At 48.5% G+C, this 5,600-nt stretch carries 2 protein-coding genes; both read left to right on the top strand.

The features are described 5' to 3' along the window. Window positions 1-4,450: trifunctional serine/threonine-protein kinase/ATP-binding protein/sensor histidine kinase (locus AC2215_RS02700; RefSeq protein ID WP_486808411.1), on the top strand; the 4,450-nt coding region annotated here is incomplete at its 5' end. Window positions 4,451-4,499: 49 nt separating this feature from the next. Continuing rightward, window positions 4,500-5,600: protein kinase domain-containing protein (locus tag AC2215_RS02695; RefSeq protein ID WP_486808410.1), on the top strand; the 1,101-nt coding region annotated here is incomplete at its 3' end.

The following is a 5,600-nucleotide window of genomic DNA, read 5'->3' as shown; positions in this document are numbered from 1 at the left end:
TCATACCGAGATGATGCTGGTGGCGGGATTCTCCGGTATCGGCAAAACCGCCGTCGTCAATGAAGTCCACAAACCCATTACCCGCCACAAAGGCTATTTCATCAAAGGCAAATTCGACCAGTTCAATCGCAATATTCCTTTTAGTGCCTTTGTTGGCGCATTTCGCAGTTTGATGGGGCAATTGCTCGGAGAATCCGATGCCAATTTAGCCGGTTGGAAAGCCACAATCCTGGAAGCGTTGGGAGAAAACGGACAAGTCATCATCGACGCGATCCCTTCACTCGAGAATATTATCGGTCAACAACCCCCCGTTCCCGAACTTTCGGGGAGTGCGGCACAGAATCGTTTTAACCTGCTCTTTGGCAAATTCGTGGGAGTATTTGCCACCCAGGAGCATCCCCTGGTTCTCTTTCTCGACGATTTGCAGTGGGCGGATTCTGCCTCCCTGAACCTACTGAAGCTGTTGATGAACGAGTCGGAAACCGGTGATTTGCTGGTGTTGGGTGCCTATCGCGATAACGAGGTGTTTGGGGCACACCCATTGATGTTAACTCTCGATGAAATGCAAAAACGGGGGGCAACTATCAATACCCTGACCCTAGGAGTTTTGGATGGAGTCGATATTACTCGCTTAGTCGCCGATACTTTACTGTGTTCGACGGATATTGCCGCACCGCTATCAGAGTTGGTGTATCAAAAAACCCAAGGGAATCCATTTTTTACCACCCAATTTTTGCAGGGGTTGCATGAGGATGGCTGTATTAGCTTCGAGGTGGATGCGGGGTACTGGCAGTGCGATTTAGCCCAAGTACGGCAGTTAGCCCTCACAGAGGATGTGGTGGAGTTTATGGTGGAACGGTTGCAGAAGCTACCGCAGGAAACGCAGGAAGTTTTGAAGCTGGCGGCGTGTATTGGCAACCAGTTCGATTTAGGAACCTTAGCGGTGGTGTGCGAAGAAACCCAAGAAGCGGTGGCGACGGATTTGTGGCGTTCTTTGCAAGAAGGATTTGTCGTTCCCGAAAGCGAGACGTATAAGTTTTTCCAAGGGGACGAACTCGAAGAGAAGGGTGTTGAGGATGTAGCGGTGGGGTATCGCTTTTTGCACGATCGGGTTCAGCAGGCTGCCTATTCTCTGATTCGGGACGATCGCAAGCAGATAACGCACCTGAACATCGGGCGATCGTTGTTGCAGAAGACTTCTAAAGCTCAACGGGAAGAAAACCTCTTCAAAATCGTCAACCAGTTGAATATGGGTCTTGCCCCGATCGAGAAACCGAGCGAACTTGAAGAGCTCGCACAACTGAATTTAGCGGCTGCACGGAAGGCCAAATTCTCTGCTGCCTACAACGCGGCGGCGAGCTACTTAAAAACAGCCATCGAGCTGCTATGTACCGATGCGACTCCTTCCCAGGGATGGCAAACTCATTATGCATTGATGCTGTCATTACATACGCTACTCGCTGAAGTGAGCTATCTCAATGGTGACTTTGAAGCCGCACAGCAACAGATTCAGATCGTTTTCGATCGCACCAGACATCTCCTCGATCGCGTCAAAGCCTACGAAATCCGCATTTCACTGTTGGTAGCCCAAGGACAGTGTCAAGCTGCGCTCGATGTCGGGTTAGACATTTTGAGTTTGCTCGATGTTGCGCTCGACGATGCTCCCCGATCGGACATCGATATCGATCGCCTCTACACCCTGCCGACGATCGCCGATCGCCAGATCGTTTCTGCCTTGAGTATTCTCAGCAAATTATGGGCTCCGGCTTTCATTGCCAATCCCCAGCTTTTGCCATCGATTATTTTAACGATGCTGAACCTGTCAGCGACCTACGGAAACTCAGCAACAGGTGCATTTGCCTATGCGCTCTACGGGATGTTGCTCTGTGCCACGATGACGGATCTTGAATTGGGCTACCGCTTTGGGCAACTGGCGCTGCACACGCTCGATCGGTATGAAGATGCCGAGCTAACTTGCAAGGTGAATCAACTTTTCCATGCGTTTATTCGTAACTGGAAGGAGCCGGCGCGCGATCGCGTTGAATGTCTAGCTGATAACGTATTAACGGGCTTAGAGAATGGTGACATTGAGTTTGCTTGTTATTCTGCGATTAACTATTGCGATAACCTTTGCGTAATCGGCGAATCTCTGACCCTCATTTATCAAAAACAAACCTACTATATTGAGCTGATCGAGAGTCTCCAGCAAGAATTCCAATACTTTGCTGCCGCAATCTGGGGACAGTTCGTCGAAAATTTAATCGGTATGGCCGTCGATCCCAAACAGCTTGTGGGGCAAAGGTTTGACGAAGATGAGGCAATACCTAAACTCAAGCAGATGAATGCCTTCACGGCATTGTTCTTTTTCTACACCGCCAAAACAATTCTGTATTACCTGTTCGACGATTACGAAGGCACTCTGGTTCACTCGGAATCGGCCAGCCAGTACGAAGAGGCTGGAGGGGGATTGTTACCGGTGACTCAGATTCCCCTGTATCGAGCATTGGCGTTGTTAGCGCTGTACCCCACCGCTAGCCCCGAACGGCAAGCTCAAATGTTGGATGAGGTGAAAACTCACCAACAACGCCTAAAAATCTGGGCCGATCGCGCTCCGGAGAATTTTCAGCATAAACTCGATTTAGTTGCTGCGGAAACAACACGGATTCAGGGTCATCGAGCACAGGCGATCGAGTTATACGATCTCGCAATTTCTGGGGCGAAAGAAAACGAATACATTCATGAAGAAGCATTAGCCAACGAACTCGCCGCCAAATTTTACCTCGACTGGGGCAAAGAGAAAGTTGCCAGTGGCTACATGCAAGAAGCTTACTATGGCTATGCTCGTTGGGGTGCAAAGGCGAAAGTCGCACATCTCGAACAAAACTATCCCCAACTCCTCGCAGCGATTCTTCAACCCACTCATCCTCAACTCCCATCCGAGTCCACCATCCCCCTAACCCAGACAAGAAGCGCAACCAGCACCAGCCCCAATCTCTGGTTAGATTTTCCTGCGGTTCTCAAAGCCGCTCAAGGGATCTCCGAAGAAATTGAATTAGAGAAACTCTTAGCCACTTTAATGCAGATCGCGATCTCCAATGCCGGGGCGCAAAGCGGTCATTTAGTTTTGTACCAAGATCGTCAATGGGTTGCGATCGCCACATCCGATCGAGAGCGTTTCCAACTGCTAGAAACCCCCCTCGATCGATACTCGAATCTTCCTCAAAGTTTGATTTATTCGGTCGCGCGAACTCAAGAAACGGTTGTCTTTGAAAACTTAAGCACGGCAGACCGATTTGCAGGCGATCGCTATCTTGTTACCCACCAACCCAAATCCGTTTTATGTATGCCGATGAGTCGTCAAGGAAAACTCATCGGGATTTTGTACCTGGAAAACAACTTAACCATCGGTGCGTTTACCCGCGATCGCATCGAAATACTCAAACTTCTCTCCAGCCAAGCGGCCATCTCTCTTGAAAATGCGCGTCTATACCAACAAACGGAAAACTATTCCTACACCTTAGAAGCCGAAGTCGAGCGCAAAACTGAAGCTCTCAACAATAAAGCTCGAGCTTTAGAGGGAACCTTAGAACAGTTGCAACGCACTCAAGCACAACTGATTCAGACCGAAAAAATGTCATCACTCGGTCAATTGGTGGCAGGTATCGCCCATGAAATTAATAATCCCGTAAACTTCATTCACGGCAATATTAATCATATCAATAACTATATTGAAGACCTGATTGGCTTGCTCGAAATTTATCAAAAAGGATATCCGAGTAGAAGTGCCGTTATTCAAGAAAAGAATGAAGAGATAGACCTCTGTTTTATACTGGAGGATATCCAAAAGATTCTCGGTTCGATGGAAGTGGGTAGCGAGCGGATCCGAAAAATTGTTTTAAACTTGCGAAACTTTTCTCGTTTAGACGAATCGATCGTCAAAACTATCGATTTAAAAAGTGGGATTGAAAGCACCTTATTAATTTTGAAACATCGCTTGCAAGAAACAGAAGATCGACCCGAAGTGCGAGTGGTGAAGGAATTTAATGGCTTACCGAAGATTACTTGCTGTCCGAGTCAGCTCAATCAAGTGTTTCTCAATATTATCAATAATGCTATTGATGCGATTCGAGAGACGCCTCAAGGGGGAGAAAATCCAGAAATTCGGATTCGGACTGAAGTCCTCGATCCTCAGCACATCCGGATTGCGATCGCCAATACTGGTAGTCCGATTCCCAAGGGTATTCAAGACCGAATTTTCGATCCATTTTTTACCACTAAACCCGTCGGTCGCGGTACGGGATTGGGGTTATTTGTGAGCTATTCAATAATCGAAAAGCATGGCGGCACGATAACGGTGCGATCGAATCCAGGAGAAGGAACGGAATTCGAGATCGTTGTGCCGATCGAATGCAAACCGATAGCAGGAACGCAACCGAGTTATCCTGCTTGACTCTCGTCTTTCGTCATACCATCCCAACCCACTCTGCAACCCCAAAATCATGTCCGCCCAAACCTTGCAACTCCCCAGCTATCACCTCGGAGAAACTCTCTACGAAGGGAATCGTACCCGAGTTCATCGCGCGACTTGCCACACCAGAGATCGCTCCGTGATTGTCAAATTCTTGTGTAGTGAATACCCAACGTTCAACGAGTTGGTGCAGTTCCGCAATCAGTACGCCATTACCAAGAACCTGACGATCTCTGGTATTGTTCGCCCGTTAAGCCTAGAATCCTGGCACAATAGCTATGCATTAGTCATGGAAGATGTGGGCGGCATCTCCCTAGGGCAATATATCCGACAGCAGCCATTAGAGATGCGAGAGGTGTTGGCAATCGCCGTGCAACTGACAGACATTCTCCACGGACTCGGTCAGCATCGGGTGGTGCATAAAGACATCAAACCGGCCAACATTCTCATTCACCCAGAAACCAAACAAGTCAAACTGATTGACTTTTCCATTTCTTCCCTATTGCCGAAGGAAACCCAGGAAATCCAGAATCCTAACGTGCTTGAAGGAACGCTAGCCTATTTAGCACCCGAACAAACGGGACGGATGAATCGCGGCATCGATTATCGGGCGGATTTCTATGGGTTGGGGGTGACGTTGTACGAACTCCTCACCGGAGAATTGCCCTTCCCCTCTGACGATCCGTTGGAACTGGTTCATTGCCACATTGCTAAACCTCCGACACCTCTCGAGAGAGTTAACCCATCCATTTCCCCAATGGTATCGGCGATCGTGCTCAAACTAATGGCCAAGAATGCCGAGGAGCGCTATCAGAGTGCGTTGGGGTTGAAATATGACTTAGAAAAATGTCTGAGGCAATGGAAAGAAACAGGAAATATCGAAGGGTTTGAACTCGGAGAACGAGATATCTGCGATCGCTTTATCATTCCCGAAACGCTCTACGGACGGGAAACGGAAGTTCAAACCTTACTCGATGCATTCGAGAGAGTTGCCCAAGGTCATACCGAGATGATGCTGGTGGCGGGATTCTCCGGTATCGGCAAAACCGCCGTCGTCAATGAAGTCCACAAACCCATTACCCGCCACAAAGGCTATTTCATCAAAGGCAAATTCGACCAGTTCAATCGCAAT

The organism is Zarconia sp., assembly GCF_057467645.1.
This window is presented reverse-complemented; position numbering and strand designations above follow the sequence as displayed.